Genomic DNA, 24,750 nt, shown 5'->3' on the forward strand with positions numbered 1-24,750 from the left:
GTCAAAGCCTCGGTCTGGTGCGCTGTCTTTCGGCGTTTGGCCGTGCTCAGAATCGGCGTCGTTATTTCTTGGTGGGGAAGATAGTTTCCCGAAAGGAATTACCGTTCAATCCGGAAAAAGAGATATCTCTTTGGGGGTAGTCCGTCGGCGATAGCGGGCAGGCATGGAAGTTGCTCGACTAATCGCCACGGTTTTCCAAAGGGCAGGCGGATGTCATTGAAAGCTCGAATGCGACCTGGCGGGTGGGCGCAATGGTTCTTGCGTTCGCGGCCGCGTCAGGTGGACAGCGTGCGGGCATTGCTCGCCCAATTGCCGCTGCGCCTGGTCGACGCGGACGATGCCTTGCCACATTTTCTCGATCGATTCGAAGCACTGAACCCTGGCAGCAAATTGGGGTTGTTGTTGACTGGCGAGGACTTCGGCCCCGGCCGTCGGGCCATGCTCAGCTCCTGCGATGAGACGCCGGGCTGCCCGTGGCGCACCGGTGCCGCGACAGCTGTACCGCAGCAGTGCATGGCCTGCCGGCATCGGGGTCGTTATCGCCTGCTGAGTGTTCTGCCCTGCATCGCGCCCGATAGGCGCGGGGTATTGCTGCTGGACACGCCGCGCGCGGCCAGTCGCGGGTTTCATGGGTTGCTTGGGGAAACGGCGCGGGTGCTGGGAGTGACGGTGCAGCTACTGCGGCACAAGCGTGAACAGCAATGCAGGGAGGCAACGTTCCAGCATGGTGCACTGGCCCGTGAACTTCACGATTCGGTGGCACAGCAATTGGGCTATCTGTCGTTTCAGGCCAGCCTGATGCAGGCCAAGCTGCGTGAGCCGGAGCAGGCCGCCCCCTTGCTGGCCGAGTTGCGCGGCGGGTTGAGTCATTTGCAGCGCCAGGTGCGCGAATTGATCACCAGCGCACGGTTGACCATGGACGGGCGTTCACTGCGCCAGGCGCTGGCGGACTCGGTGGCCGAGTTTTCCCGACGCTGCATCATCGTTTTCGAGCTGGACAACCGTCTGGCCGAGGATGCGCTGTACCCGGAAACCGAACTGCAGATTCTGCAGATCATCCGCGAGGCGCTGGCCAATGTGGTGCGACATTCCCACGCCCGGCACGTGCGGATCGAACTGCGCCAGACCCGGCATGGCGAGATTACGGTGACCGTCGAAGATGACGGCATCGGTCTGAGTCCGGCCTCGGTTGAGGAGAACCACTATGGGCTGGCGATCATTCGTGAACGTGCATCGACCATCGGTGCGCAGCTGTCCATCGAAACCATTCGCCCCCATGGCGCTCGCGTGCACCTGAGCCTTATCCAGAACAATGACGACCCGCAGAGGCACTTCGATGAACAGCACGACCTTATTGTTGATCGATGATCATCCCTTGTTCCGCAAAGGTCTGGCGCAACTGTTTGCCGCCAGCGATGACTTCGATGTGGTTGGCCAGGCGGCCAGCGGCAGGGAAGGGATCAACCTGGCGGTGCAGCTGCTGCCCAGGCAGGTGTTGCTGGACTTGCACATGCCGGGTTTGAGCGGCTTGCAGGTACTCGACGAGATGAAACAGTTGGGGCTCGAATGCCAGATTGTCGTATTGACCGCTTCGATGGATCGCGGCGAGTTGCTGACGGCCTTACGCCTGGGAGCCAGTGGTTATGTCCTGAAGGAGACCGAGCCCGAAGCGCTGCTGTCGTACATGCGCAATTGCAGCAAAGGCGCGATTGTTCTGGATGATTGCCTGGTGTCGCTGCTGGCCGGGCATGGCGAAACCGAGGCGCCGCAAGAAAAAATCGAAGACGGCAGCCTGACTGATCGTGAAGGGCAAACCCTGGCGCTGATCGCTTCGGGCATGAGCAACAAACAGATAGGCCGGGAGCTGGGCATCAGCGACGGCACGGTGAAGATCTACGTGAAGAACCTGCTGCAAAAGCTCAATTTGCGTTCGCGACTGGAGCTGGCAGCCTGGGTCCACAAGGTCGGGTCATTGAGAACAAAGGAGCGTCATTGATGGCGGACGAATGTGCTTCACCCGTTGAGTCGGTGTTTGGCCGGCCGGCGTCGCAACCCCTGGACGTGTTTCCTATCGCCTTGCTTGAACTCAAGGACAACGGCGAGATTGCCCATTTCAATACGGCCTGGGCGGACTTGATGGAGTCGCCTGGCGATGAGCGCAACATCGTTGAGTATGTGCATCAGGAAGACCGTTCCCTGTGGCGTCAGGCGCTGTATGAATTGCGCCATCGGCCGGATATTTCCTTCAGTCAGCGCCTGCGTTTCGTCCATCCTCAGGGAGATCTGCGCTGGTTCGATATCAGCCTCAAGCGCCGGGACTTACGGTTCTATCTGGTGGTCAACGACATCACCCAGCACAAGCGTCGCGAAATCGCTTTGCAGGCCAGTCAACGCAGCGCCCTGAGCCTGCTCGATAGCATGCCCGGGCTGATCTATCGTGGGCGCAACAACCACGACTGGACCATGGAATTCGTCAGCGCCGGCTGCCTGCAACTGACGGGCTATGCCGCCGAAAGGCTGATGGACAGTCACGACTGCACCTATAACAGCCTGATCCATCCGGACGATGCCGATTACGTCTGGCGCGAGGTTCAGCACGCTTTGTCCCGACACCAGCCTTACGAACTTCGCTACCGGATCCGCTGTGCGGACAACACCATCAAGAACGTCTGGGAAAAGGGCGTCGGCATCTATTCGGACAGCCGCGAAGTGCTGGGTATCGAGGGCGCGATTTTTGAAATCGTCAATCTGCCTGCGGGGCGCATATGACAGAGCCGCGATAGAAAGTGTGATGCTCATCCCGCGGCGCAGCCGCCGTTGATTGGTTAAGCGCTTTGGCAAACCAGACATTCAGGTACAGCCCGGATCAGGACCTGGCCTGCTGCAACGAACGCTGCTATCTCAGGCGATGCTTGAAGTACTAAACTCGGAAAGTGTTCTGTTAAGCGCGCTATCGTACCGAAGCTGTGTTCATTCACTGCGATGATCCAGGTGTCCCCTCCAGCCCCAGGAGGATGCTCAATGAGCCCGCTTTCAATGTGGAATCTGGTGCGAGCCTCGGCAGTGCTGAGCCTGACACTGCTCATGCCAGCAGTGTTCGCTCACCTCTGGGAGTACTGGCTGTGACTCATGCACAGGTGATGCCTGCAAGGCGCGGCAGCAGGGCGAAGATCAGCTTCTACGGATGTACCAGGCTGCTTTGGATGGTCTTGCTCTGTACGCTGGTTGGCATGCCGCTGGTACATGCGCAGGATGCACAAACGCTTAAGGCACGCTACGTTGCCTTGCATGAGCAAATGCTCAGCAACTCGTTTCACCGTCCGCTCTACCTTGAATCCAGTGAAACCTCAGGGAGCCTGAAAGGCGACATCTATTCCTTGGTTGAGCAGCCCTATGCGGTGCTCAGTCCGGCATTGCAGGGCATCGACCGCTGGTGTGACATCCTGATCCTGCATCTGAACGTAAAGAGTTGTCGTTCCTCATCCAGCGGCGACACATTGACCGTCTATATTGGGCGCAAGTTCGATCAGCCGCTGGCTGATGCCTACCGGTTCGACTTTCTCTATCAGGTAGTGGTGGCCGGTCCCGACTATCTGCAGATCACACTGAACGCTGCGCAAGGACCGCTTGGAACGAATCGCTACCGTGTCGAACTCGAGGTGGTGATGCTCGACTCCCAACACAGCTTCCTTCATTTGTCGTATTCATACGGCTATGGCATTGCGGCCCGCCTGACCATGCAGAGCTACCTGGCAACGACGGGGCGCAACAAGGCAGGTTTCAGTATCGTTGGCACAAAGGTCGACGGACAGCCAGCCTATATTGGCGGCATGCGCGGTATCGTCGAGCGCAATGCGATGCGCTACTACCTGGCGATCGAAGCCTACCTGGGTGCGCTGTCGACGCCTGCGCCGGAGCAGCTCGAAAAACGCCTGAGCGATTGGTACGCGGGGACCGAGCGTTATCCGCGGCAGCTTCATGAGTTGGAGAGAAGCGAGTATCTGAACATGAAGCGCCTGGAGGTCCAGCGCCAGCGCGCCGCCGACTCTGCATCACCGGTGAAATAGGTGCTGCGCCACCCGGTCTTTCAACAAAGACAATACTGATTCCACCAGGCAGGGCAACCCGTAACTGGACGCTGTCAACTGGCAACGTGCTAAGGAATGTAAGGTAGCAAACGATCGTTTTTTTTCCTGGTCACCGAGTAACACTCGCAACAAAGCCTTTCACGCCTGGATCGGTCCAACATCGTAATATGCCCACGGCTGTACTCGATCACGCCGAGCATCTGCAACTTGCCCGCAGCATCGCTAACGACTTCCATGAACATGGATACCTCAATTCGCGACTGTTTGAGCCTTGAACGACATTCGTTGAAATTTCACGTTGAACGACTGTTCAGTTTCATTTATGTTGGCTGCACCCCCCGGCTGGTTACATGCGGGCTTGCGCTTTTTCTATCTGAACGAGAGGCTCTGGCATGCGGTTTTCACCCTTTGTTGAGCGAATTTCAGGGCAGGGTGTTGCTGCCTGGGACATCCACCAGGCTGCGTTCAACGCTCAGCGCAAGGGCGAAGATGTGATTATCCTCAGCGTGGGTGATCCGGATTTCCCCCCACCGAATTTGATTACCGGCACCGCCATCGACGCCTTGCGGCAAGACGACACCTCCCACACTGAAATCGCCGACTGCACAGCGTTGCGCGAGGCCATCGTCGCCCGTTACAGCCAATCCCTCGGCCGACCCTTGCAAACACAGAATGTCCTCGCCGTGGCCGGTGCGCAGAACGCCTTGTTCGTCACCTCGATGTGTCTGTTGCAGGCCGGCGATGAGGTCGTTGTTCTCGATCCGATGTATGTCGCCTATGAGGCGGCGCTCAAGGAGAGCGGCGCGACCCCGGTACGGGTGCCGTGCGCGGCAGACTCGGGTTTTCGCCTCGACGCCGCGCTGTTGGCAAAGGCCATCACCCCGCGGACCCGGGCGATTTTTTTCTCCAGTCCGAACAACCCCACCGGCGTCGTGCTCAGTCGCGAAGAGCTGCAGGGCATCGCCGACCTGGCGATTGCCCATGACCTGTGGGTGGTGGTGGACCAAGCGTATGAAAGCCTGGTGTTCGAGTGCGAATACACCAGCCTCGCGGCCTTGCCCGGCATGGCTGAACGCTGCGTGGTGATTGGCAGCCTGGCGAAATCCCACGCTGTGACGGGTCGGCGCATCGGCTGGATCATCGCCGAGCCGACCCTGATCGCCCACGCCGAAACCCTGGTTCTGAGCATGCGTTACAGTTTGCCCGGTTTTGTCATGGAGGCGGCGCTGGCCGCGGTATTGGCCCATGACGAGGTCTCCCGGAGCCTGCGCGAATCCTACCGCCGTCGGCGCGATCTGCTGGTCGATGGCCTGAGTCATTGCCCGGGTATTGGCGTGCTCAAACCGCAAGCGGGAATGTTCGTATTAGTGGATGTGCGCGATACCGGGCTCAGCTCGCTGGATTTCGCCTGGCGCCTGTTTCGTGAAGCCGGCGTGTCGGTGCTCGACGCGGCGGTGTTCGGCAAACCCGCCGAGGGCTTCGTTCGGTTGTCGTTGACGTTGGCTGAAGAACGCCTGTTGCAGGCCTGTGAACGAATCACGGCCTTCGTCCGGGCCCTGCAGGCCCAAGTGCCGACCAGAGTCAGAATCACTGCCGCTGCGGCTAAAACACCCGCTGAGCCCGCAGCGGCAAAAAAGATGATCGAGATCGACACACTGCACAAACGCTTCGGCAATATCGAGGTGCTCAAGGGTATTTCCCTGACCGCTCACGAAGGCGAGGTGATCTCCCTGATCGGTGCCAGTGGCTCGGGTAAAAGCACACTGCTGCGCTGCATCAACATGCTCGAAGTGCCGGACCAGGGCAGCATTCATGTCGACGGCGAAAGCATCAAACTCAATTACGACCGCCCCGGCAGCCCGCTGGTGGCCGACGCGAAACAATTGGTGCGCATCCGCTCCAGCCTCGGCATGGTCTTCCAGAATTTCAATCTGTGGCCCCATCGCACGGTGCTGGAAAACCTCATCGAAGCACCGATCCAGGTGCTGCGCGAAAGCCGGGCCGAATCCATCGAGCGCGCCGAAGCGCTGCTTGAACGGGTCGGGTTGGCGGCCAAGCGTAATGAATACCCGGCCTTTTTGTCCGGTGGACAGCAACAGCGGGTAGCCATCGCCCGCGCTTTGGCCATGCGGCCCAAGGTCATGCTGTTCGATGAACCCACCTCGGCGCTGGACCCGGAGCTGGTCGGGGAAGTGCTGAGGGTGATCCGCTCACTCGCCGAAGAAGGCCGGACCATGATCCTGGTGACTCATGAAATGGCCTTCGCCCGCGATGTCTCTTCCAAAGTGGCCTTTCTCCATCAAGGGCTGATCGAGGAAACCGGTTCGCCGGATGAGGTGTTTGTAGATCCACGCAGTGAACGTTGTCGTCAATTCGTCAACGCACATCAAACTCGCTAACTCCAACACACAATAAAAAGACGGGGCAACATCATGGGACAGAAGCGTTTGGCAAACTGGTTGGGCAGTGCAGTGCTTATGCTTGCGGCAAGCTCTGGCCTGGCTCAGGCAAAACCCATTGTATTTGCGGTCGCGGCGGAACCCTATCCGCCGTTCACGTTGAAACAGGCCAATGGGCAATGGTCCGGGTTTGAGGTCGACCTGATTCACAAGCTGTGCGATGAAATAAAGGCGCAATGTGAAATCAAGGAAGTGGCCTGGGACGGGATCATCCCATCGCTGCTGGCGAAGAAGATCGATGTGATTTTCTCGTCGATGTCGATCACTGAAGAGCGTGAAAAACAGATTGCCTTCAGCAAGGCCTATTACGATACGCCAGTAGCGATTGCCGGCCCCAAAGGGACCAAAGTGGACATTTCCCCGGCCGGGCTCAAGGGCAAGGTTATCGGTGTGCAGATCTCCACGGTCAGCGCCAACTACCTGAAGAAATACTACGAAAACATCGCTGACCTGCGTTATTACGATACTCAGGATTCAGCCAATGCCGACCTCATCGCCGGGCGCATCGACATGATGATGGCCGATGGCACCGCGGTTTCCAGCTTCGTCAAATCCCCCGACGCCAATGGACTGGACAACCTCGGCACCGTGCCATACGACCCGGTGTTCGGTCGCGGTGTCGGCGCGGGTCTGCGCAAGGACGACACGGATCTTAAAACCCATCTGGATTCAGCCATCCAGTCCCTATTGGCGAGCAAGGACTACGACGCCATCTCCCGGAAATATTTCGATATCAGCGTCAAGCCTGCTCAATAACGCAGGCAACCCGAACCCGTAGGAGCCGAGCTTGCTCGCGATGGACGTGAAGCTGACGCGTTTCGTCAGCAAGCACGCATAATCGTTAACGACCATCGCGAGCAAGCTCGGCTCCTACGGTAGATCTTTGATACAGGGGAGACAGTCGATAAATCCGTGGAGGGCTGAAATGCCAGCGATATTCGATTTGATCGATTTCAGTGAGCAGGGATGGGGAAGTGCACTGTTGCAAGGGTTATGGATGACCCTGCAAATTTCGGCCGGGGCCTTTGTAGTTGGCCTGTTTATCGGCCTGGTGGTGGCCTGCGCCAAACTCGGCGCACCGCGACCGGTGGCGACACTGATGCGTGGTTACACCACATTGTTTCGGGCGATCCCGGAACTGTTGCTGATTTTACTCCTGTATTACGTCGGCTCCATGGGCCTCAACGCGCTGATGGTGTGGGCCGGCTACGCCGAAGTGAACGTCAGTGGGCCGCTGGTGGCGATTCTGGTATTGGGCCTGGTGCAGGGTGCTTACGCCTCGGAAATTTTCCGCGCGGCGATTCTGGCCATTCCCCATGGGCAGATCGAAGCGGCGCGTGCTTTCGGTTTGCACGGCTTCGGGCTGTTTCGTCGGGTCACGTTGCCGATCATGGCGCCGTATGCGTTGGCTGGCATGGCCAACTTGTGGATCAACCTGATCAAGGACAGCGCATTGATCAGCGTGGTCGGGACCAACGAGCTGCTGTACACCGCCAAGCAGGCGGCCGGTTCGACCCGTCACTACCTGCTGTTCTACCTCACGGCGGCCGCGCTGTATTACGTGGTGACACTGACCTCCAACTACCTATCGGGACGCCTCGAGCGACGAATCCGTCGCTGGATGCCTTTGGCTGAGTAAACGCGATGATTCCAGTGTGGATGTTCGATTATGCGGCGTTGATAGGCCGAGGCTTGCAGACGACAATCTCGATTTTGTTGATTTCCAGCGTGTTGGGTTTTGGGCTGGCGGTGCTCACGGCGCTGGCCCGATTGTCGCGGCGCAAACTGATTGCCAGATGCAGCCTGGCCTACACCAGTGTGATTCGCGGTACGCCGTTGCTGATCCAGATTTACATCTTCTACTACGGGCTGGGCAGTCTTTTCGCACAGTTTCCGGCGCTGCGCGGTAGCGTTCTCTGGCCGTTTCTGCGGGAGGGTTACTGGTACATCGTGTTTGCGTTGGTGCTGTCGGTCGGCGCTTATGTCGGTGAAGTCATTCGCGGCGGGCTGATGGCGGTGCCCAAGGGGGAAATGGAAGCGGCTTCGGCGTTCGGTATGACCGCGCGTCAGGCGTTGCTTCGGGTCCGCCTGCCGCGCGCGATGCGCCTGTTATTGCCAACCCTGGCGGGTGAAAGCGTGATGTTGATGAAGTCGACCGCATTGGCCTCGACCATTGCAGTGGTCGATTTATTGGGCGCGGCCAATGTGGTCCGGGCCCAGACCTTTCAGGTATTTCAGCCATTGCTGTTGGTGGCGGGTGTTTATGTCTGCCTGACCTTCCTGATCGAGGCCGTGTTCACCATCGCCGAGCGGCGGGGCACACCATTGCGCAGGTCAATGGGATGAGTTCGTCGAAGGTCGACCGTTCGCTGCAAGGCATCGGCAAAGGAGGGGAGTGTATGGCGCAAGATGTTTCCTTGAGCGTTCAGGGTGATTCCGGTGAAACGCTGCGCATTGGCGCATGGCGTTTCGACGGTGATGGCAGCGGGCCGAACGTACACCTCCAGGCCGGGGTGCATGCCGACGAAATCGCCGGCATGCTGGTGCTGCACCTGTTGTTGCCCCGGCTACAGTCGGCCCAGGATCAGGGGCTGCTCAAGGGCAGCGTGACGGTGGTGCCGCAGGCCAATCCGTTCGGCATCGGGCAATTTCGTCAGGGCCGGATTCTCGGCCGTATTCATGAGGCCACGGGGCAGAATTTCAATCGGCTGTTTGATCAATCGCTGGCCCTGACTCGACCCGCGACCAATCTGGGGCATTGGCAAAAATGCCTGGCGCAATTGGCGGCCGATGCCGACCTGATGCTCGACCTGCACACCGATGATGAAGCGCTGCCTTACCTCTATATCCACCGCAGTTTCTGGCCCCGAGGTCGTGAGCTGGCGGCAGCGCTGAAGGTCGACGTGGCAATTCTCTGGGACGAAGGTGGCGACGGCTCCTTCGAAGAAACCATTATCTCGCCCTGGCTGCGAGGGGCCGGAGGCGCTCAGCGGCTGGCCGCGACCATCGAGCTGCGGGGGCAGGCCGACGTCAACGATCTGTTGGCAGAGCAAGACGCCGCCGGGCTCTACGCCTGGCTCTGTGCTTGCGGCGTCATTGATGAGCATGTGCCGCTGGAGGAGTGGCAGGGCGAGGCGGTGGATATCGGCTGCATGGAGTCGATCTTCGCTCCGCAGGCCGGCGTACTGATTTTCGAGAGGGCGCTGGGCGATTACCTTGAAGAAGGTGAACGCTTCGCCAGGATCCTCGGCAGGCCAGGCGACCCGGCGTCGGAGGTGGTGCTGCAGGCTGCCCAGTCAGGGCGGATGGTGACTCGCTATCGCGATCGATTGATCCCCCAAGGCGCGGTGGTCGCCAAGTTCACGGGGAGTCGGCAGTCGCAGAACTGGGCCGGTGGGTTACTGGACCCTTAAAATTCGCGACAGGCTGTGGTCGATGGTGCGGCGGTTGCCGTGGCCGGTTTTCATATCGCAGCTTGGGTATCAGAATGCTCAATGATGTCGACGCAGGTGACGTATCAGGCCAAGTACCAATGCCACGCCGATGATCAGCAGTAGTGTGGCTTCCTCATAACGCTTGATATCGGCGAACAGCCATTCCAGAGACTGGCCAAACAGGTAACCGACTCCGGCAATCAGTGGTGCCCAAATCGCAGCCCCTATCCAGTTCAACAGCATGAAACGCCAGGCGGGTACTCCACTCATGCCAATGGCCAAGGGGCCTGCAATGCGCAATCCATACATGAAACGCACGCCGATGATCAGTCCGGTTTGATAGCGCAGCAGCAAGCGATAGACCCGCTGTGCGTTTGGATCAAATTGCGGGAAGCGTTGCAACAATAAGCCGCCATACCGGCGACCAACAAAAAACAGAGCCTGATCGGTCATTGCCCCACCGCACATGGCGATAACAGCCACCAAAAGGAAAGATAAATACCCTTGGTGTGCGGCGAAACCCGCCAGAATCAGAATGGTTTCACCTTCCATGACTGCACCGATAAATACCGCCAGGTAACCATATTCGGCGACTGCTTGTGTCAGCGTCATGCGGCATCTCCCGGCAGGATCATCAGGTGTTCGTCAACCAGCACTCACACAACGACAGGCTGGACACAGCTCCATTCCCTGGCCCACAGAGACTTCTGGCCCTATGAGGTCGAAAGCCCGGGAGGCACAGATGAATGTCACGCATGAACCCATCCCTTGGAGATCGGCAATGCGAACAGGCGCCGGTACAGATTTTCCAGCCCATCGAGCAGACGCGCGCGCAAGGTTTCGAAGCTCAGTGCCAGCGCTACGATCCAGTTGCTGACGAATGCCACCGCGAGGGCTCCGACGATGTCGAACGGAAAATGCACACCCAGGTAAACACGAGCCCATCCAACCGCTATGCCGAACAGCACGAGCAGAGCCCCGGCCTTGCGCAAGGAGCCCCGCATGAAGGCCAGACCCAAGGCGAAGAACACAACGGCATGATCGCTGGGAAAGGAGGTTTCCGCTTGATGTGCCAGGAATGTGTGACCCAACTCAATCATGAAGGGTCGTGGGTGTGTCCAGAAGACGCCGATCGACACGTTGCAACCCAGTGCGAACACTGTACTCAGTACGCCAGCCAATGCGACGGTTCTGCTCTCTCGCCCGCCCCAAAGCCAGAGCCCGGCCAGTAACAGGGGAACACCATAGATCAGCCATTGTGCCAGGACATTCGCCATGATCAGTGCGCCTGGCGAGGGGTGTGCACTCGCATTGATGATCAGAAACAGTGAACGATTCAGTTCTTCCATTAGGCGATTTCACTTATAGACAAAATATTGATGGCGGCGAAAGCCTTGTCACCTCGATCGCCCCCTGCCTTTGGCTCTGAGCGGGCAAGGTGCTTTGCACTCTGGTGGTTTTTCAAGGCGCATAAAGCTTGCCCGAGGGGCCGTGAAGAAACCGTTATTTTGGACGTGGCAAATCAATAAGTCGGTGTTAACGCTGGCTCGACGGTGCTTCAGTGGACTGACCCATCGAATGCTGGACCTTTTGCAGTTACTGCGCGGGAGCGACCACGCGGAATTTGATATGGATATCATTGGAAATGATTCCGAAATTGGCCCATTCGCCTTCACCGATATTGAAATCGGCGCGCTTGAGGATGAATTCGCCATCGAATACGCCGATGGCGTTCTGCGGCTTCAAAATGATCAGCGCGCTGACGTCGCGAGTGCGGCCCTTGATCGCGAGCTTGCCGGTGACCTCGTAGCGGTTGTTGTCGAGCGCCTTCACTGCGTTCGATTCAAACCTGGCCACGGGAAACGCGGCGGTGTTGAACCAGGCGGGTTTTTGCAGTTCGGTGTTGGCGTCACGGGTGCCGGCGTCGATGCTGGCGAGCTGGATGGTGAGCTCGGCGTGGGCCGCTGCGGGGTTCGCCGAATCAAAATCGATCTTGGCGTCGAACTTGCCGAAACTGCCGTACACCCTTGCGCCCATCTGGATGTAGGTGAAGGCAATCTGGCTGGCAGCCGCGTTCACCTGCTTGTATTGAACCGCGTGGGCGCAGGTCAAGGCGCTGAGCGAGAGTGCGACGGTCAGCGCGGCAGAACGCAGGAATCGATAACTCATGGGACTCTCCGGCCGGGGCGTGAGCGTAATGGATTGAAGTGCCGTGGGTCAGCCTTTGTTCCTGAGCGGCAGTATGCGCGTGAGCACATCGTCGCGATCAATGAAGTGGTGCTTCAGCGCGGCGACTGTATGGGCAATCACCAGGCCAAGCAAAATGAAGTTCAGCGCCTCATGCACATCCTTCAGGCGGTCACCCAGCGCGGCGTCCCTGGGCAGCAGATCGGGCAGTGGCAGTAGGCCAAACCACACGGTCTGGAAGCCTTTCGCCGAGTCCATCAACCAGCCGCTGAGCGGAATCGCGAGCATCAGTGCATACAGCAGCCAATGCATGGCATGGGAGGCAAGACGCGACACGGCCGGTATCGTCGTCGGTAGGGGCGGTGCCGGATGGGTCAGGCGCCAGGCGAGCCGTATCCATACCAGGAGGAACAGGGTTATACCAGCCCATTTGTGCCATGAGTACAGTTTCAGCTTGATCGGTGAAATCGGCAGTTCCGGCATGTAGAAACCGAGCGCGAAGGTGCCGATCAGCCCCAGAGCCATCAGCCAGTGGAGCGCAATCGCCGTGCGGGTGTAACGATGATTCATGAATGCTGCGCCTCGGCTGGCTGGAGTGGCTGGGCGGTGCAGACGTCTGCAAAGGCCTTGACCGGGATTTGCGTTCCCACGGGTTTTTAAGTGTAGATGAGTTCAATAGTGGTTCTGCATCAAATAATCACCGGACTTTGCCACTGGCCACGGGGCTAGAGGTGAAAATCCCGCCCCGGATATTTGGTGTTTCGGGTGCAGAGTCAATGCTTGAGCCGATGGGTGGTGTGTTGCGCTGGTGAAATTTATGATGTAATTTTTCATGAAATTATAAAAGCATAATTTCATGGGCGTCCCTATGTTTCAGCAATCCACACAGCACGTTGCCAGCTATTACGCCCACAGTTGCGCGGATCGCCTATTGACTCGAGCCGCTCTGGAAGGCGAACAAAACACCGAGGTGCTGATCATCGGTGCCGGCTTCAGTGGCCTGCACACAGCCTTGCGCCTGGCCTTGGCGGGCAAGCGTGTGACGTTGTTGGAAGCCAGCCGGGTTGCCTGGGCGGCTTCGGGGCGCAATGGAGGTCAAGCGATTCTCGGGTGGTCGTGTGATATGCCACCGTTGGAGGCTGCGCTTGGCTACGAACGAGCACGGCGGTTGTGGGACAGCATGCGCTGGGCTGCGCAGGAGTTGCGTGAGTTACCCGCGCGCCATGACTTCGATTGCGATTACCGGGCCGGCCATCTGTGGACGTCGGTCATGCCGCGGCGGGTAAGCATCCTGACTGAGTGGCAGCGCGAGGCCAGCCACAAGTGGGGGCACGATGGCTTGCGATTCATTCCCCGTGCGCAGCTATCGCAATGGGTGGCCAGCGAGCGTTATCAGGCAGGCCTGTTCGACCCCGAAGGCGGGCATCTGAATCCGCTCAAATTGGCCCTCGGTCTGGCCGCGGCCATAGAGCGTGCGGGCGGCTGCATCCACGAGCAGAGCAAAGCGTTGAGCTACCGCGAAGAAGGCAATCAGTATGTGGTGACCACCGAACGCGGACGCATTCGGGCGAATGTGCTGGTGCTGGCGTGCAATGCCTATCTCGATCGACTTGATCCGAAGCTGGCCAGTTGCGTGTTGCCGGTAGGTACCTACCAGGTAGCCACCGCGCCGCTGACCGCGGAGCAGGCCACGGCGCTGCTACCGAGTAATGTCTGCGTCACCGATAACCAGTTCGTCCTCGACTATTTTCGTCGCACACCGGATAACCGCCTGCTGTTCGGTGGTGGCTGCACTTATCTGGGAGGGATGCCAAAGGACATCGCCGCAGCGACCCGGCCTTATCTGCAGCGGGTATTCCCGCAGCTTAAGGACGTCAAGCTGGAGTTTGCCTGGGGAGGGCATATCGACCTTACCCTCAAGCGCACCCCCCACATCGGCCGGCGTGGTGACCTCTACTGGCTACAGGGCTACTCCGGGCATGGTGTACTGCCGACGCTGGCCGGTGCTCGCGCGGTGTCCGAGGCGATTCTCGGTCAGCCGGATGACCTGGCCTTGTACCAAGGTTTGAGCAATGGCCGCTTTCCCGGCGGTAAATACCTGGCAGCACCATTGGAGGCCATCGGCAAGGCCTGGTATCGACTGCGCGACAGTATTTGATGAGCAATCTTTTGGAGCTCTGGCATGAACAAGCAAGAAGAAATCGCCGCCTTAGCGATCCTTATTCACGATCTACGCAAGCACAAGAAATACACCCTCAAGGAGCTGGCAGACAAAATCGGCCGCTCCGTCGGTTTTCTCTCGCAAGTCGAGCGTGGCTTGTCACGGCCCACCGTGGCGGACTTGACGGCGATCAGCGAAACCCTTGGGGTACCGACCACCTATTTTTACAGTTTGCCAAAACCCAAGGAGTTGCCTTGGGTTACCCGGCCGGATGAGCGACGCACGCTGTATTACGCCAACGGGATTACCGATATTTTGGTCTCGCCGAAGATGAGGGCCTCCTTCTCCATGCTCGAAAGCCAACTGGAGGCCGGTGCCAGCAGTGGCGAGCGGCACTTGAGCGACAGCTCGGAGCAGGGTGGCTATGTCCTGGAGGGGGAGTTGACGCTGTGGCTGGACGATGACGACGCGCCGGTGACCTTGTATGCCGGAGACAGTTTTCAACTGGCCAGCCACACCCGGTGTCGCTACGGCAACCTCACAGACCAGCTCACGCGAGTGCTTTGGGTTTACACCTGATAAAAATAAAAGGAACAACAATGATGGATGCTACCTGCTCTGATCTGCTGGCTGAGGTTCGTGCTTTTCGCCATTGCTATCCCAAGGTGCGTTATGTCGACCTGATTTCCCTGGATATTCCCGGGCATTTTTACGGCAAGCGTTATCCGGTAGAGATGCTCGAGAAGGTTGCGGCTGGTAGCGCGCTGAAACTGCCGCAGAACTGTGTGTTACTGGGCGTTCAGGGCGGACTGTTCAAAATCGGCGACTACTGCTTTAACGATGGCGACCCGGACGCACTGCGTCGCCTGGTGCCCGGTACGCTCAAACCGGTGAGCTGGGAAACGCAGCCGCTGGGGCAGATGCTGATTACCTCGGATGGTACTCAAAAGCCGATCGTCTTCGAGCCACGCGAAGTCCTGGCGCGGGTGTTGGAGCGGTTAGGGAATAAAGGTATTCATCCGGTGGTGGCGTTCGAGCTGGAGTTCTATCTGTTCGATAAACAGCTGCGCGATGGCCAGCCACAGTTCCCCCGCGATCTGCTGACGGACGATGCCGATGACCAGCCGAATATGCACATCGAGCGGCTGTCGCGCTTTTCCCCGGTGCTCGATGAAATGGTCGAGGCGGCGCGGGCCCAAGGCATCGATACCACGGTGATCACTGCCGAACTCGGGCCGGGACAGTTCGAGATCAATTTTGCTCACCTCGATGACGGCCTGCGTGCCGCCGACTGGGCAGCGCTGTTTTGCCGCAGCACTCGTGGCGTCGCTCTCAAGCACGGTTACCGCGCCAGCTTCATGGCCAAGCCTTACTTGCAGCACCCGGGCAGCGGCATGCACGTCCATGTCAGCCTCTACGACGCGGCAGGTAAAAACCTGCTGGCGGCTAACCAACAGCAGGCGCTGCGTCATGCGGTCGCCGGTTGTCTGGAGCTGCTACCGCATTGCATGCCGATCTTCGCGCCGAACCAGAATGCTTTTCGCCGTCTGGGCGGCACGGTGAACGCGGCGACAACAGCCAGCTGGGGTTTTGAGGATCGCGATGCCTGTGTGCGGATTCCTGACTCAGATTCGAAAAACCTGCGGATCGAGCATCGCCTGGCCGGTGCTGATGCCAACCCTTATCTCGTTCTGGCGGCGATTCTGGTTGGTCTGGAGCAGGGCCTGGAAGCCGGTCGGGAGCCGATCACATCACTCAATGAAGACCGCAGCAGTGGTATCGCATTCCCCCTGGAAATGCTCGAAGCAGTGCGCGCCATGCAGCACCAGGCACAGCTGCGCGAGGGTTTGGGGGCAGAGTTTATTGATGTCTACTGCGAGAACAAGCGCCAGGACCATCTGGCCTTTATGCAGGAGATCAGTGCGCGCGAATACCGCTGGTATCTGTAAACGGGCATGCATTGTTCTTGTGCGTTGGCGCCGCACAGAATGCTGGATGCTATTGTGGACCGCACTCCAATGAATGATGGCCTGCAGCATGACTGATAGCGTACTTGATAGACACACTCCCAGCGCTGAAGAAGTGGTCGCGGCACTCGACCTGGAACCACACCTGGAAGGTGGTTACTACCGCAGAACCTTTCAGGCTGATCGGCACGCCATGATCGAGACCGATGGTGGCCGGCGTTACTTGATGACCTCCATCTACTACCTGCTGACCAAGGGCTCCCCCATTGGTCATTTTCACCTGAACCAATCCGACATCGTGCACTACTACCATCTGGGAGACGCGATTCAGTACATCCTCATCTTCCCGGACGGCACATTGAAAACCGTGGTGATGGGCAGCGACGTGACAGCCGGGCAGTGCTTGCAACTGCACGTGCCTGGCGGCGTCTGGAAAGCTTCGCAGCTTATGGCCGGGGCGGCTGCCTACGGCCTGATCAGTGAAGCGGTTTTACCAGGGTTTGATTTTGCGGATATGGAGTTGGGCACTCAGCAAAAGCTCAGCGAGCTGTTCCCCGAACATTCGCTGTGGTTTGAAAAGCTGACGCGAGAGTAGGCTCCATTTGGCGGTCAAGGTGCCGCCAACGCAAACCCGGGCCGCGTCGATCAATGGCCGCCCACGACCATATGGCTGAAGGGCGCCACATACGCCTGCAAGGTGACCAGGCCGCCGACCAGCATGGCCAGAACGATGGAGTGGAAAAAGACGTAACGCAGGATTTCCCCTTCATGGCCGTACCAGCGGGTCGCGGTGGACGCCACCACGATCGACTGGGCGTCGACCATCTTGCCCATGACCCCGCCGGAACTGTTGGCGGCGGCCATCAACACCGGGTTGAACCCCAATTGCTCGGAGGTCACCCGTTGCAAGCCGCCGAACAGCACATTGGATGCAGTGTCTGAGCCGGTCAAGGCAACGCCCAGCCAGCCCAGGAGGGTGCCGAACATGGGGTAGAAGGTGCCGGTTGCGGCAAAGGCCAGGCCCATGGTGGCATCCAGGCCTGAGTAGCGGGTGAGGAAACCCAAGGCGAGCATGGCCACTATCGTAGTGAGCGAATAGCGCACCACCCACAGGGTTCGCAGGTAATGGCGCAGCAGTTGGGGGATGGAGTAGCCCATCAGCAGCCCGCCGAGGACTGCCGCCAGCAAGATGCCGCTGCCGGTGCTGGTGAACCAGGTGAATTTGTAGATCGCTTCCTCGGTTTTAGGCTGGGGCACCACGGGCGGAACCTTCTCGATCTGCAGATGCAGGGTGGTGAAGGTCAGGGCTGGCGCGAAGATCGGGTTCGCCTCGCGCATCGGCTTGCCCTGGGGATCGAGCCTGGCCGCGTTGGTTTGCGGGTCCATGGCCGGACGGGTATCGAACATGTTTTTGAAGCCCTGGGTGCCCCAGGCGAAGACGAAGATCGTGAGGATGATCCAGGGCATCCACGCACGCATGACGGCGGGCCGGGCATCGCTGGCAAAGGTCGCGCTGGCCACGGGTTTTTCGTCCTCGGCGGCATCGATTCGGGAGTTGTCGGTTCGCCCCGACAGGGCCGCGGAGGTGTGCACATGGGCTGGCTTCCAGACCTTGAGGAAAGCCGTCAGGCAGGCCATGGAAATCAGTGCGGCGACCACGTCCACCAGCATGGGGCCGTGGTAGTTGGAAACGATGAACTGCGGCACAGCGAAGCTCACCCCGGCGACCAGGATCGCCGGCCAGATTTCCAGCATCTTGCGCCAGCCGGCGAAGGCCCAGATCAACCAGAACGGCACGATCACCGAGAAAAACGGCAATTGCCTGCCGACCATCATCGACAGCTCCATTTCATCCAGCCCGGTCACCTTGGCCAAGGTGATGATGGGCGTGCCCAGGGCGCCGAAAGCCACGGGCGCGGTATTGGCGATCAACGCCAGACCAGACGCGGCCAGGGGAGAGAAGCCCAGCCCGATCAGAATGGCCCCGGTTACCGCCACTGGCGTGCCGAAACCGGCAGCCCCTTCGAAAAAAGCACCGAAGCAGAAGGCAATCAGCAGCAATTGCAGGCGGCGATCGTCGGTGATGCGCGCCAGGGAATCTTGCAGCACCTTGAACGAGCCGTTCTCGGTGGTAAGCCGATGCAGGAAGATGATGTTGAGCACGATCCAGCCAATCGGCAGCAGGCCGTTGGCGGCACCGAAGAGCGCGGCCGAGCCGGCCATGCCTGCTGGCATGCCGAAGGCGAAGATCGCGATCAGCAAGGCCGAGCCAAGGGCAAGCAATGCCGCCAGATGTGCCTTGATATGGAAAAACGCCAGGGATGTCAGCATCACCACCACCGGCACTGCCGCCATGATGGTCGATAGCGCCGGGTTACCGAAGGGATCGTAGATTTGCTGCCAGACCATTTTCCACCTCTGCTTGTTCTTGTCGGTAGTGCAGGCACCAAGGGTCGGTCGCTTGTAGTGCTTCTAGTATAGGTGGCATTACGCCGCTGTCTGGGCAGGGCTCGTTTTTTAGCAAGATCACAACAGGTTGGGCAAAAGCGTGGCGGAGCACATCACGCGATTACGTCCTGTCATCTCGGTGACCGCGAGCTTTACAGGAGCCCGATCCATTGGAATTGCCCATTAAAAATCCCGCTGAGCCGGTAATGGTCAGCGGGATTTTGTGGCTGTGGGTTTTGCGGTTTTTATCAGGAATCAACCGTGGGAGGTGCGCCTTTCACCAGACTGATCGTCTACTCCATCGCGTCCTACCTACCGCTAAATACTGCTGGTCGGCGCGCAGCAAATGCTGCCAGGCCCTCATCAAAGTCGCCGCTTTGGCACGCCTGTCGGCGCAGTTCGGCGATCTGCTCCATTGCCTGGACGGGCATCGGTTGCAGGTCTTCGAGGATGCGCAACTGCTCCTTGACCGCCGCAATCGCCAGCGGCGCTTTGCCAGCAATCGTGCGTGCCAGTTCAAGCGCAGTCGCCTCCAGCGCGTCGCTGTCGACCAGCCTGTTCACCACACCGAAGCGTTCGGCGCGCTCTGCATCGAGCTTCTGCGCGCAGAAAAACATTTCCTTCAACACGTGAATCGGCAGGTTGTTGAAGAAGCGCAGCAGCCCGCTGGTGGTGTAAGGCAAGCCGATGTTTGCCGGGGTCATCGCAAAGCTCGCGCTGTGATCGGCGACGACCAGGTCGCAACTCATCACCAGGTCGACCGCGCCTCCCCACACCGAGCCGGATACCATGGCAATCACCACGCCGGGGTAGGCGCGTATGCGGCGCAACAGGTGTTCGAGTGGCTTGCCGTAGGCAATCGGGTCGCGGTCATGTTCCAGTTCGCGAATGTCATGGCCGGCGCTCCAGACTGCCTGCCCCACATCGCTGCCCAGAACAACGACCGGTATGCGTTGTGAGGCCAGTGCGGCAAGACCTTCGTCGAAGGCCGCCAGTAGTTGCGCGCTGAGTGCGTTGCGGTGTGTGGGGTTACTGAAGACCAATCGCCCGATTTGTTCATCGACAATGTTGACAGTCACGGTGGCGGAAGAGGTTTGCGTCGGGGTCATTGTGCTGTTCCTGTTGATTGTCCGGAAGCCATTACTGGCGAATCGTTTGAGTCCTGGTACACAACCTTCGCGCTCAGAAGCGCATTGATCGACGCTGTATCGAAACCCGCCTCGCGCAGCACCTCGACGGTGTGCTCGCCAAGGAGGGGCGGTGGGCGCTGGCTGACGCCAGGCGCAGGTTCTGCTGCGTCATTGGCGCTGAATACGGGTGTCACCACCTGACGCAATGCGCCAAGTTCTGGATGCATGAGTGTTTTGGTCAGTTGGCTATGCAGCACCTGCGGGTCGCCGAACACTTCGTCAAGTGTGTTGATCGGGCCTGCGGGTAAGCCTGCCTCGATGAACAGTTCGGTCCACGCTCGTTTGCTGCGGGTTTTTAAACGGCTTTCCAGGATCGCTTTCAACTCGTCACGCCGCGCGACCCGGGCTTCATTGGTCGCGAAGCGCGGGTCGTCCGGCAGCGTGGGTAAATCGAGCAGCACACATAAACGTCCCCACATGGCCGAGGTAATCGGCGCCAGATTGAGCGGTCCGTCCTGCGTCTGGAACACGCCGTAAGGCGCAATGACTGAATGGGCGTTGCCCGTGCGGCGGGGGACATCGCCCAGGCTGAGGTAGCGTTGACCGTGCACACTTAACAAGCCGACCAGGCTGGCCAGCAACGAGGTGCTGACGTGCTGGCCGTGCCCGGTGCGTTCGCGCTCCAGCAGGGCGGCCAATACCGCCGTCACCAGCCACATGCCCGAGGTCAGGTCACCGATGGCCGTGCCGGTGCGGGTCGGGTCGCCATCGACGAAACCGGTCAGGCTCATCAGCCCCGAGTAGCCCTGAGCGATCTGGTCGAAACCCGGCCAGCTGCTCATCGGCCCATCGGTGCCGAAGGCGTTGATGCTGCCCATGACCAGCCGCGGATTGCCTGCGCTGAGCACGTCATAGCTGAGCCCCATGCTCTCGAGGGTACCGGGTTTGAAGTTCTCGATCACCACGTCGGCATCATCGATCAGCCGCTGGATCGTGGCCAGCCCCTGGGGATTGCGGAAGTCGATGCACAGACCGCGCTTATTGCGATTGCACGATAGATAGTAGGTGCTCACGCCCCGGTCGAACGGGCCCCAGGTCCGGCTCATGTCGCCGGTCGGGCCGGGCTCGATCTTGATCACATCGGCACCCAGGTCCGCCAGCACCATGGTGCAGAACGGCCCCGACAGCGCACGGCTCAGGTCGATGATCTTCACGCCTTGCAAAGCTTGCATACAGTTCTCCAGTCAATATTTGAGCGGCGCTGTTTTATTGCGGCAACGTCTGATCCCGGGTTTCAACGGCAAACGGCAGGATCAGCACACCCAGCACGAAGGCGGCGGCCGTCCAGGCGATCGGGGCGCCTATCGAGCCATACCAGTGGATTGCAGCGGCCAGCAGGAAGTTGACGCCGGCGCCGATGAAGCGGCCGACCGATGCGTTGAAGGCGAATGCCGTAGCGCGTATCCGGGTCGGATACTGCTCGGGCAACCAGAGCGAGAAAATCGCGAAGTTGCCGCCGAAGAAACCGAGGAACACCAACGACACCATGAACAGATGCAGGCCATCGTCCATGTAGAACACCCAGCCGAACGCGAAGACGATCGACGCGGCCATACCGGCAAAGTAAGTGCCCAGCGCAACCCGTCGCCCCAGTCGTTCGGCCAGCCATGGCGCCACCAGGCACCCCAGGATCGTGCTGAGCGACAGCACCGCCGCGCCAATCGACGCCAGATGCACCGCCCCGACGTGGTCGATACCGGCGCGCGTCGCCAGTGTCACGACGGCCGTCGCTTCGTAAACCGAGCCAGCCCACAAACCGACAATGGCGACCCCGACCAGGGCAGAGCTGGTCAGCGTGCGGCGCCGAAACGCCGGTGCGAAGATTTCCCACCAGGGCGCACGCGCCGAAGCAGTGGGCGAGTGGGGACGTGCGACGTTATGCGCAGCGTTGCGTATCTGGTCGGGTTCTTTGACCTTCAACGCGGTATAGATCGCAACGACCGCCGGGGCGAGGCCGCACAGGAACATTACGCGCCAGCCATAGGTTGCGCCAACGGTGTAGTTCAGCAACGCGGCAATGAAAAAGCCCAGGTAGTAGCCGGTTTGCAGATAGCCCGCACCCATCTTGCGCCGGTCTTCCGGCCAGCTCTCCGCCACATAGGTACCGGCCAGTGCCCACTCGCCACCGACACCGATCCCGGCAATCAGCCGAAAAATGGCCAACTGCCAAATGTTGTCCGAGAAAGCCGCCGCTCCGGTAAAGAGCGAGTAGACCAGAATGCTTGCGGCCAGCGTCTTGACCCGGCCGAAGCGGTCGGCGAGGGGGCCCCAGATGAACGACAGGCCCCAACCGATCAGAAATAGCCCGAACATCACAGAGCCGTACATGGCGATGTTGGCGGGGGTTGGGGTAATGCCCGAGTTGGGCAGCAGCTCGGTCAGGGCGGGAATCAAAACCAGGGCGAAGATCACCGAATCCACGCCATCCAGAACCCATCCCAGGTAGACCGCCCAGAAACCGCGAATCTGCTCGCGGGTCAGAGGCGTTTTGATGGGCTTCACGCTAGTTGCCGATGCTGTTAATGCTCTAAACATTAAGATCTCCCATTGACCTTGATCAGGCCTATAGAAGCGTTGCGAGGCCGTTGCGACCGTCAGCGCTTCGTTTATTGTGAAATCAGTCTAGGCAGCGCATATCATAAGTATCAAATATGAAATTTCTTTGGTCCCATCGGATTTTTATATAGAGTCAGATTCTTTGGACGCTCTCCCATGGACCTTCGCCAGTTGCGGTATTTCGTCAAGGTGGTTGAGTGCGGCAATATCACCCGCGCCAGTGAAGCGCTGCATATCGCGCAGCCCGCGATCAGCCAGCAGATGCGCAATCTGGAACGGGATATGGACATGCAATTGCTCGAGCGCAGCGTGCAGGGCGTGGTGCCCACTGCGGCTGGCCAGACGCTGTACCGGCACGCCATCGAGCTGCTGCGCCAGGCCGACGGCACCCGTGAACTGCTCCGTCAGGACGCCGAATTTCCGCAAGGAAAGGTGTCGGTCGGCATGCCGTCGAGTACGGCCCGGATGTTGGCGATTCCGCTGGCTCGCACGATCCGCAGTCGCTATCCGGGTATCAAGCTGGAATTGATCGATGCACCGAGCGCTGACCTGGGAGGCCTGATCACGGTTGGGCGGGTTGCTCTCGCGGTGATTGTCGATGCGGTCCAGACCCGTGGTGTGGCCTCGCGGCGGCTGCTGACCGAAACGCTGTATCTGGTTGCGTGGCCGGAGTTTTCGATACCGGACGAGCCTGTGACGATCGATGCCTTGGCGAAGATGCCGCTGGTTCTGCCCTGTGCACCGAACACGATTCGCAGTCGAGTCGAATCGGCACTGCAGCAGGCTGGTCTGCACTGTGAGGTTGAGTTCGAAGCCAACTCCACGGACTTGTTGTTCGCAGCCGTTCTGGCAAAGCTGGGTGTCACGATCCTGCCTTGGGCGGCCGCCCATGTTGAACTTGATCAGCATAAGCTCAAGCTGGCCAGGATCGATCACAGGCTGTTCACTCGTGATCTATCTCTGTGCTGGCCTGACACGGCCGTGCAGAGCAATGCAGTGCAAAAGGTCAAGGCGACCATTTTTGAACTGTTCGAGGCGTTTGGACGGCATCCGGGGTGGGCTGACGGACAATGACGTGGCCAGTGGCGTGGGTGAAGTACGGATAACTTCAGATCAGCCATTGTCGTACTCGTCATGCCTGAGCCACCAAGGCCCCGTCTCATTGCGCCCCTTGGGTGCACGGTCGAGCCACTGGTACATGCCCCACAGGCCATCCAGTCCACGCGCATAGGTTGAATAGGTGTGGTAAACCACGCCGTCCTCGAGCACAAACGCGCTCATGCCCGGTCTGTCGCGCGAGTAGGTGGAGGCATCGGTTCCGCAGGTGGCGGCGAACCGGGCGACGGGTTCCGGGACTTGTGTGGCGTCCATGGCGTGGCCGCCGCGCTGGTAGTTGTATTCGATGAGCCCTTCGCGCTGTTGCGCCTCGCTGAACGAGACGTTGAAGTCAAAGGTGAAGTCGCTGTCGGGCGCGGACGCCCAGGGAAAGGTCCAGCCCATCCGCCGCTTGTACGCCTGCAACTTTGCGAGCGGCGCCCGCGATACCGCCGCCAGTGTGACGTCGTGGTTCGCCAGGTGGACGACGAAGCCGTCGAACCCGTCCGCGATCGCCGAGCAGGACGGGCAGCCGGCCTTGTAGTCGGGCCCGAACATGAAGTGGTAGATGAGAAGCTGCGAGCGCCCTCTGAAGAGGTCGGCCAGCGAGGCACTGCCTTCATCGGTGTCGAATCGGTACGCCTTGTCGACCCGAACCCACGGCAGCGCTTGACGTTGCCGCGCCAGTTCGTCGCTGCGACGCGTCAGCGCCTTCTCCGCCTGGAGCAGCTCGAGTCGCGCTGCCAGCCATTGTTCACGTGTCCCGGTCATGTGTCTGGTCATCATTCTTAGCTCCCTTTGTCGTTCGTTCAATTCTCGATACGACGTGTTGGTGGGTGGTCGTGAGATAGACTAAACAGCGGGCATCGGACGGTGGGAGTGACAAGTGTGGCGCGATTGATATGGACTCGCTGATCACGGCCGCGGCGCGTGCGCTGGCGGCGGGTGATCCCCTTGGTGCACTGAACCGGGTCGCCTTGCGCGACGATGCGCCGGCGCTCGCGTTGCGAGGTATCGCGATGGCGCAGCTCGGCGATCTGGTTCGAGCCAAGGCGCTGGTGCGAAGTGCGGCGCGTGCCTTCGGCCCGAAAGAGGCGCTGGCGCGGGCGCGGTGTGTCGTCGCCGAGGCCGAGATCGCGCTGGCCTCGCGCGACCTGGGCTGGCC

General features: G+C 59.7%; 24 protein-coding genes and 2 pseudogenes. 16 read left to right on the forward strand and 10 right to left on the reverse strand.

Features of this window, described 5'->3' with window-relative positions:
• Positions 1-210 precede the first annotated feature (210 nt).
• From AC07VR_RS17045 to AC07VR_RS17060, 4 genes are all read left to right on the forward strand, one after another.
• On the forward strand, positions 211-1,368 hold the full coding sequence (locus tag AC07VR_RS17045; protein ID WP_495011923.1) for a sensor histidine kinase: 1,158 nt from the start codon (positions 211-213) through the stop codon (positions 1,366-1,368).
• A complete protein-coding gene (locus AC07VR_RS17050) occupies positions 1,337-1,996 on the forward strand; it encodes a response regulator (protein ID WP_495011924.1) in 660 nt (219 codons plus the stop codon). Before AC07VR_RS17045 ends, AC07VR_RS17050 begins: the two co-directional genes overlap by 32 nt.
• Positions 1,996-2,769 carry a PAS domain-containing protein gene (locus tag AC07VR_RS17055; RefSeq protein ID WP_495011925.1) on the forward strand — a complete coding sequence of 258 codons (774 nt, stop codon included), beginning with the start codon at positions 1,996-1,998 and terminating at the stop codon, positions 2,767-2,769. Before AC07VR_RS17050 ends, AC07VR_RS17055 begins: the two co-directional genes overlap by 1 nt.
• A gap of 434 nt (positions 2,770-3,203) precedes the next feature.
• Positions 3,204-4,067 (forward strand): hypothetical protein, encoded by an 864-nt coding sequence (locus AC07VR_RS17060; RefSeq protein WP_495011926.1) that lies wholly within the window; start codon positions 3,204-3,206, stop codon positions 4,065-4,067.
• Positions 4,068-4,156: 89 nt separating this feature from the next.
• On the opposite strand, the pseudogene AC07VR_RS17065 reads toward AC07VR_RS17060, so the two are convergent.
• Positions 4,157-4,321: pseudogene (locus AC07VR_RS17065) on the reverse strand (Crp/Fnr family transcriptional regulator); the annotation flags it as partial.
• Positions 4,322-4,480: 159 nt separating this feature from the next.
• Here AC07VR_RS17065 and AC07VR_RS17070 point away from each other — a divergent pair.
• The 5 genes from AC07VR_RS17070 to AC07VR_RS17090 all read left to right on the forward strand — a co-directional run bounded on the left by AC07VR_RS17070 (position 4,481) and on the right by AC07VR_RS17090 (position 9,960).
• Positions 4,481-6,487, forward strand: a complete 2,007-nt coding sequence (locus AC07VR_RS17070; RefSeq protein ID WP_495011927.1) for an aminotransferase class I/II-fold pyridoxal phosphate-dependent enzyme — start codon at positions 4,481-4,483, stop codon at positions 6,485-6,487.
• Positions 6,488-6,520: 33 nt separating this feature from the next.
• Positions 6,521-7,303, forward strand: a complete 783-nt coding sequence (locus tag AC07VR_RS17075; RefSeq protein ID WP_495011928.1) for a transporter substrate-binding domain-containing protein — start codon at positions 6,521-6,523, stop codon at positions 7,301-7,303.
• Positions 7,304-7,472: 169 nt separating this feature from the next.
• Positions 7,473-8,186, forward strand: a complete 714-nt coding sequence (locus tag AC07VR_RS17080) for an ABC transporter permease (RefSeq protein WP_494991555.1) — start codon at positions 7,473-7,475, stop codon at positions 8,184-8,186.
• 5 nt (positions 8,187-8,191) lie between these two features.
• Complete coding sequence (locus AC07VR_RS17085) at positions 8,192-8,893, forward strand: ABC transporter permease (protein WP_494991727.1); 702 nt, start codon at positions 8,192-8,194, stop codon at positions 8,891-8,893.
• A 53-nt stretch (positions 8,894-8,946) separates the two neighbouring features.
• Positions 8,947-9,960 (forward strand): M14 family metallopeptidase, encoded by a 1,014-nt coding sequence (locus AC07VR_RS17090; RefSeq protein WP_495011943.1) that lies wholly within the window; start codon positions 8,947-8,949, stop codon positions 9,958-9,960.
• A 78-nt stretch (positions 9,961-10,038) separates the two neighbouring features.
• Here the strand turns inward: AC07VR_RS17090 and AC07VR_RS17095 are convergent, their stop codons facing one another.
• From AC07VR_RS17095 to AC07VR_RS17110, 4 genes are all read right to left on the reverse strand, one after another.
• Positions 10,039-10,593: a DedA family protein gene (locus tag AC07VR_RS17095; protein WP_495011929.1), complete on the reverse strand. Its 555-nt coding sequence runs from the start codon at positions 10,591-10,593 to the stop codon at positions 10,039-10,041.
• A 137-nt stretch (positions 10,594-10,730) separates the two neighbouring features.
• A complete protein-coding gene (locus AC07VR_RS17100) occupies positions 10,731-11,330 on the reverse strand; it encodes a phosphatase PAP2 family protein (protein ID WP_495011930.1) in 600 nt (199 codons plus the stop codon).
• A gap of 247 nt (positions 11,331-11,577) precedes the next feature.
• The gene (locus AC07VR_RS17105) at positions 11,578-12,150 is read right to left on the reverse strand and encodes a YceI family protein (protein WP_495011931.1); all 573 of its coding nucleotides are present in this window, start codon (positions 12,148-12,150) and stop codon (positions 11,578-11,580) included.
• Between the two features lie 48 nt (positions 12,151-12,198).
• Positions 12,199-12,738 (reverse strand): cytochrome b, encoded by a 540-nt coding sequence (locus AC07VR_RS17110; RefSeq protein ID WP_494991560.1) that lies wholly within the window; start codon positions 12,736-12,738, stop codon positions 12,199-12,201.
• Positions 12,739-12,740: 2 nt separating this feature from the next.
• Here AC07VR_RS17110 and AC07VR_RS17115 point away from each other — a divergent pair, with 2 nt between their 5' ends.
• From AC07VR_RS17115 to AC07VR_RS17135, 5 genes are all read left to right on the forward strand, one after another.
• A complete protein-coding gene (locus AC07VR_RS17115; RefSeq protein ID WP_495011932.1) occupies positions 12,741-12,980 on the forward strand; it encodes a hypothetical protein in 240 nt (79 codons plus the stop codon).
• A 56-nt stretch (positions 12,981-13,036) separates the two neighbouring features.
• Positions 13,037-14,326 carry an NAD(P)/FAD-dependent oxidoreductase gene (locus AC07VR_RS17120; RefSeq protein WP_495011933.1) on the forward strand — a complete coding sequence of 430 codons (1,290 nt, stop codon included), beginning with the start codon at positions 13,037-13,039 and terminating at the stop codon, positions 14,324-14,326.
• A 24-nt stretch (positions 14,327-14,350) separates the two neighbouring features.
• On the forward strand, positions 14,351-14,908 hold the full coding sequence (locus AC07VR_RS17125; protein WP_494991562.1) for a helix-turn-helix domain-containing protein: 558 nt from the start codon (positions 14,351-14,353) through the stop codon (positions 14,906-14,908).
• Between the two features lie 23 nt (positions 14,909-14,931).
• The gene (locus AC07VR_RS17130) at positions 14,932-16,278 is read left to right on the forward strand and encodes a glutamine synthetase family protein (protein ID WP_495011944.1); all 1,347 of its coding nucleotides are present in this window, start codon (positions 14,932-14,934) and stop codon (positions 16,276-16,278) included.
• Between the two features lie 88 nt (positions 16,279-16,366).
• A complete protein-coding gene (locus AC07VR_RS17135; RefSeq protein ID WP_495011934.1) occupies positions 16,367-16,891 on the forward strand; it encodes a cupin domain-containing protein in 525 nt (174 codons plus the stop codon).
• A gap of 50 nt (positions 16,892-16,941) precedes the next feature.
• Here the strand turns inward: AC07VR_RS17135 and AC07VR_RS17140 are convergent, their stop codons facing one another.
• The 4 genes from AC07VR_RS17140 to AC07VR_RS17155 form a co-directional block, all read right to left on the reverse strand.
• Positions 16,942-18,705: an L-lactate permease gene (locus tag AC07VR_RS17140; RefSeq protein ID WP_495011935.1), complete on the reverse strand. Its 1,764-nt coding sequence runs from the start codon at positions 18,703-18,705 to the stop codon at positions 16,942-16,944.
• 347 nt (positions 18,706-19,052) lie between these two features.
• Complete coding sequence (scpB, locus tag AC07VR_RS17145; RefSeq protein WP_495011936.1) at positions 19,053-19,853, reverse strand: methylmalonyl-CoA decarboxylase; 801 nt, start codon at positions 19,851-19,853, stop codon at positions 19,053-19,055.
• Entirely contained in the window at positions 19,850-21,106 is a 1,257-nt protein-coding gene (locus tag AC07VR_RS17150) for a CaiB/BaiF CoA transferase family protein (protein WP_495011937.1), read from the reverse strand. The genes scpB and AC07VR_RS17150 overlap by 4 nt, the downstream gene beginning before the upstream one ends.
• A 34-nt stretch (positions 21,107-21,140) precedes the next feature.
• The gene (locus tag AC07VR_RS17155) at positions 21,141-22,436 is read right to left on the reverse strand and encodes an MFS transporter (protein ID WP_495011938.1); all 1,296 of its coding nucleotides are present in this window, start codon (positions 22,434-22,436) and stop codon (positions 21,141-21,143) included.
• Positions 22,437-22,646: 210 nt separating this feature from the next.
• On the opposite strand from AC07VR_RS17155, the gene AC07VR_RS17160 reads away from it, so the two are divergent.
• Positions 22,647-23,564, forward strand: a complete 918-nt coding sequence (locus AC07VR_RS17160) for a LysR substrate-binding domain-containing protein (protein WP_494991568.1) — start codon at positions 22,647-22,649, stop codon at positions 23,562-23,564.
• A gap of 39 nt (positions 23,565-23,603) precedes the next feature.
• Here the strand turns inward: AC07VR_RS17160 and AC07VR_RS17165 are convergent, their stop codons facing one another.
• Entirely contained in the window at positions 23,604-24,368 is a 765-nt protein-coding gene (locus tag AC07VR_RS17165) for a DUF899 domain-containing protein (RefSeq protein ID WP_494991729.1), read from the reverse strand.
• Positions 24,369-24,487: 119 nt separating this feature from the next.
• Here AC07VR_RS17165 and AC07VR_RS17170 point away from each other — a divergent pair.
• Positions 24,488-24,750: pseudogene (locus AC07VR_RS17170) on the forward strand (helix-turn-helix domain-containing protein); the annotation flags it as partial.

The sequence above is a fragment of the Pseudomonas sp. GW821-FHT02H09 genome, from assembly GCF_059421425.1.

Bases quoted from the DNA above. Each gene is read 5' to 3' on its own strand.
- AC07VR_RS17045 (WP_495011923.1), top strand. From the start codon at position 211: ATGTCATTGAAAGCTCGAATGCGACCTGGCGGGTGGGCGCAATGGTTC.
- AC07VR_RS17050 (WP_495011924.1), top strand. From the start codon at position 1,337: ATGAACAGCACGACCTTATTGTTGATCGATGATCATCCCTTGTTCCGC.
- AC07VR_RS17055 (WP_495011925.1), top strand. From the start codon at position 1,996: ATGGCGGACGAATGTGCTTCACCCGTTGAGTCGGTGTTTGGCCGGCCG.
- AC07VR_RS17060 (WP_495011926.1), top strand. From the start codon at position 3,204: ATGGTCTTGCTCTGTACGCTGGTTGGCATGCCGCTGGTACATGCGCAG.
- AC07VR_RS17070 (WP_495011927.1), top strand. From the start codon at position 4,481: ATGCGGTTTTCACCCTTTGTTGAGCGAATTTCAGGGCAGGGTGTTGCT.
- AC07VR_RS17075 (WP_495011928.1), top strand. From the start codon at position 6,521: ATGGGACAGAAGCGTTTGGCAAACTGGTTGGGCAGTGCAGTGCTTATG.
- AC07VR_RS17080 (WP_494991555.1), top strand. From the start codon at position 7,473: ATGCCAGCGATATTCGATTTGATCGATTTCAGTGAGCAGGGATGGGGA.
- AC07VR_RS17085 (WP_494991727.1), top strand. From the start codon at position 8,192: ATGATTCCAGTGTGGATGTTCGATTATGCGGCGTTGATAGGCCGAGGC.
- AC07VR_RS17090 (WP_495011943.1), top strand. From the start codon at position 8,947: ATGGCGCAAGATGTTTCCTTGAGCGTTCAGGGTGATTCCGGTGAAACG.
- AC07VR_RS17095 (WP_495011929.1), bottom strand. From the start codon at position 10,593: ATGACGCTGACACAAGCAGTCGCCGAATATGGTTACCTGGCGGTATTT.
- AC07VR_RS17100 (WP_495011930.1), bottom strand. From the start codon at position 11,330: ATGGAAGAACTGAATCGTTCACTGTTTCTGATCATCAATGCGAGTGCA.
- AC07VR_RS17105 (WP_495011931.1), bottom strand. From the start codon at position 12,150: ATGAGTTATCGATTCCTGCGTTCTGCCGCGCTGACCGTCGCACTCTCG.
- AC07VR_RS17110 (WP_494991560.1), bottom strand. From the start codon at position 12,738: ATGAATCATCGTTACACCCGCACGGCGATTGCGCTCCACTGGCTGATG.
- AC07VR_RS17115 (WP_495011932.1), top strand. From the start codon at position 12,741: ATGCTGCGCCTCGGCTGGCTGGAGTGGCTGGGCGGTGCAGACGTCTGC.
- AC07VR_RS17120 (WP_495011933.1), top strand. From the start codon at position 13,037: ATGTTTCAGCAATCCACACAGCACGTTGCCAGCTATTACGCCCACAGT.
- AC07VR_RS17125 (WP_494991562.1), top strand. From the start codon at position 14,351: ATGAACAAGCAAGAAGAAATCGCCGCCTTAGCGATCCTTATTCACGAT.
- AC07VR_RS17130 (WP_495011944.1), top strand. From the start codon at position 14,932: ATGGATGCTACCTGCTCTGATCTGCTGGCTGAGGTTCGTGCTTTTCGC.
- AC07VR_RS17135 (WP_495011934.1), top strand. From the start codon at position 16,367: ATGACTGATAGCGTACTTGATAGACACACTCCCAGCGCTGAAGAAGTG.
- AC07VR_RS17140 (WP_495011935.1), bottom strand. From the start codon at position 18,705: ATGGTCTGGCAGCAAATCTACGATCCCTTCGGTAACCCGGCGCTATCG.
- scpB (WP_495011936.1), bottom strand. From the start codon at position 19,853: ATGACCCCGACGCAAACCTCTTCCGCCACCGTGACTGTCAACATTGTC.
- AC07VR_RS17150 (WP_495011937.1), bottom strand. From the start codon at position 21,106: ATGCAAGCTTTGCAAGGCGTGAAGATCATCGACCTGAGCCGTGCGCTG.
- AC07VR_RS17160 (WP_494991568.1), top strand. From the start codon at position 22,647: ATGGACCTTCGCCAGTTGCGGTATTTCGTCAAGGTGGTTGAGTGCGGC.
- AC07VR_RS17165 (WP_494991729.1), bottom strand. From the start codon at position 24,368: ATGACCAGACACATGACCGGGACACGTGAACAATGGCTGGCAGCGCGA.